This is a genomic window from Streptomyces capoamus (assembly GCF_014654935.1).
In the GTDB taxonomy this organism is placed as follows: Bacteria; Actinomycetota; Actinomycetes; order Streptomycetales; family Streptomycetaceae; genus Streptomyces; species Streptomyces capoamus.
This window is the reverse complement of record NZ_BNBF01000001.1, coordinates 318476-320701: the sequence shown is the minus strand read 5'-3', so window position 1 is coordinate 320701 and position 2226 is coordinate 318476. Positions and strand designations below refer to the sequence as shown.

Here is a 2226-nt window from a genome sequence, read left to right as displayed (position 1 = left end):
GGCCGACTGGTTCTCCCTGCCCGCCGCCCTCACCAGCGTGGCGGCGCTGGCCGCCGTCGCCGCCGGCATCGGCGTCTCCACGCGCCGGGCACTGGACCGCTGACGCCCCGAGCGTCCCGGGGAACTGGAGGCGGCCCGCTGTGCCGTCCGCACCGGGACCTGCCGGCGGGCGTCTGGACGGACCGGGCGTCGCCCGTGCCGAAATTCCCGAGGCCGTCGCACGCTCCGTCCGGCACACTCGGCCCATGAAGACTGCCGAGTTCCTGGAGATCCTGGACCGCGAGGGCCGCCTGCTGGCGGCGGCCGCCACCCTCGCCGGGACCGGTGCCAAGGTGCCGACGTGCCCGGAGTGGCAAGTGCGGGACCTGGTGCGGCACACCGGATCGGTGCACCGGTGGGCCGCCGCCCTCGTGGCCGGCGGGCACACCACCCCCCGCCCCCTGGACGACCCGCCGGACCTGGACGGCACCGAGCTGGTGGACTGGACCGGGACGGTCACCGGCTGCTGGTCGACACCCTGGCCGCCGCGCCCGCCGACGTGCGGTGCTGGACCGTCCACCCCGCGCCCAGCTCCTCGGCGCCGGCCTTCTGGACCCGGCGGCAGGCACACGAGACGACCGTGCACCGCTACGACGCCGAGGCGGCGCGCGGCGGTACGCCGTCCCCGATCGCCCCGGACTTCGCGGTGGACGGCATCGACGAACTCCTGCGGGGCTTCCACGCCCGCTCCCGCAGCCGGCTGCGCAGCGAGGAGCCGCGCGTGCTGCGGGTGCGCGCGGTGGACGCGGGGCCGGACGCGGTGTGGACCGTACGGCTCTCGGCCGAGCCGCCGGTGACCGTGCGGACGGCGGAGGGACCCGCCGAGGCCGAACTGTCCGGACCGGCCGACCGGTTGTACCTGGCGTTGTGGAACCGCACGGAGGTGCCGCGGGTGACCGGTGACGCGTCCCTCGCCGCGCTGTGGCGGGAGCGCGCGGGCATCTGACGCCCGGTCAGTCGGCGTCGGACAGCATCCTGGACAGCACCGCGCGCTGCACCGGCCGTACCTCGCCGTGCAGCGCGCGCCCCTTCGCCGTGAGGACCACGCGCACCCCGCGCCGGTCCTCCGGACACATGGCCCGTTCGACGAGGCCGTCCTTCTCCAGGCGGCCGATGAGCCGGGACAGGGCGCTCTGGCTGAGGTGAACCCGGTCGGAGATCTCCTGGACCCGGTAGGCGCAGCCGCCGTCCGCCGCCGTGCCCTCGGCCAGCAGGTCGAGGACCTCGAAGTCGCTCGCGCACAGGCCGTGCCCGTGCAGGGCCCGGTCCACCTCGCACTGGGTGCGGGCGTGCAGGGCCAGGATGCCCCGCCACTCCTCCACGAGCGCCTGCTCGGCCTTCTTCGCCGCCATGTCCGCACGGTAGCAGAGAAAGAGGTTCATTGCATCGTAATTAAATGCACTTGCATCTCATGCATGTACATGTAGTCTCACCGCCATGACCTCTCCGCTCCCCACCCCCGCGGCGTCACCGGCGAGCCTGTGGACCCCCCGGCTCTGGGGCACCCTGCTGGTGCTGTGCGCCGCGATGTTCCTGGACGCGCTGGACGTGTCGATGGTCGGCGTCGCGCTGCCGTCCATCGGCGCCGATCTCGGTCTGTCCACGTCGACCCTGCAATGGGTCGTCAGCGGCTACATCCTGGGATACGGCGGCCTGCTCCTGCTCGGCGGCCGGACCGCCGACCTGATGGGCCGGCGCCAGGTGTTCCTGGTCGCGCTCGGCGTCTTCGCGGTGGCCTCGCTGCTCGGCGGGCTCGTGGACTCCGGCCCGCTGCTGATCGCCAGCCGCTTCGTCAAGGGCCTGAGCGCGGCCTTCACCGCACCGGCGGGCCTGTCGATCATCACCACGACGTTCCCCGAGGGCCCGCTGCGCAACCGGGCCCTGTCGATCTACACCACGTGCGCCGCCGCCGGTTACTCCCTGGGCCTGGTCTTCTCCGGCCTGCTCACCGAGGCCAGCTGGCGGTTCACCATGCTGCTGCCCGCTCCCGTCGCCGTGCTCGCGCTCCTCGTGGGCCTGAAGCTGCTCCCGCGCAGCGAGCGTGAACGGGGCCACGGCGGATACGACATCCCGGGTGCCGTCCTCGGCACCGCCTCGATGCTGCTGCTGGTCTTCACCGTCGTCCGGGCGCCCGAGGCCGGCTGGGCCTCGCCCCGCACGTTCCTGTCCTTCCTCGCCGTCGCCGTC

The 2226-nt window shown here is 73.8% G+C and carries 2 protein-coding genes and 1 pseudogene; 2 read left to right on the top strand and 1 reads right to left on the bottom strand.

Annotated elements, in window-relative coordinates; genetic code table 11:
- Positions 1–245 precede the first annotated feature (245 nt).
- A pseudogene (locus IE312_RS01520) lies at positions 246–985 on the top strand (maleylpyruvate isomerase family mycothiol-dependent enzyme).
- A 7-nt stretch (positions 986–992) separates the two neighbouring features.
- On the opposite strand, the gene IE312_RS01515 reads toward IE312_RS01520, so the two are convergent.
- On the bottom strand, positions 993–1391 hold the full coding sequence (locus IE312_RS01515; RefSeq protein ID WP_189977526.1) for a MarR family winged helix-turn-helix transcriptional regulator: 399 nt from the start codon (positions 1389–1391) through the stop codon (positions 993–995).
- 85 nt (positions 1392–1476) lie between these two features.
- On the opposite strand from IE312_RS01515, the gene IE312_RS38445 reads away from it, so the two are divergent.
- Positions 1477–2226 (top strand): MFS transporter (locus IE312_RS38445; RefSeq protein ID WP_229898852.1); only part of this gene is annotated, 750 nt, incomplete at its 3' end.

Excerpts from the sequence above, each read along its gene's own strand:
- IE312_RS01515 (WP_189977526.1), bottom strand. The coding sequence starts at position 1,391 with ATGGCGGCGAAGAAGGCCGAGCAGGCGCTCGTGGAGGAGTGGCGGGGC.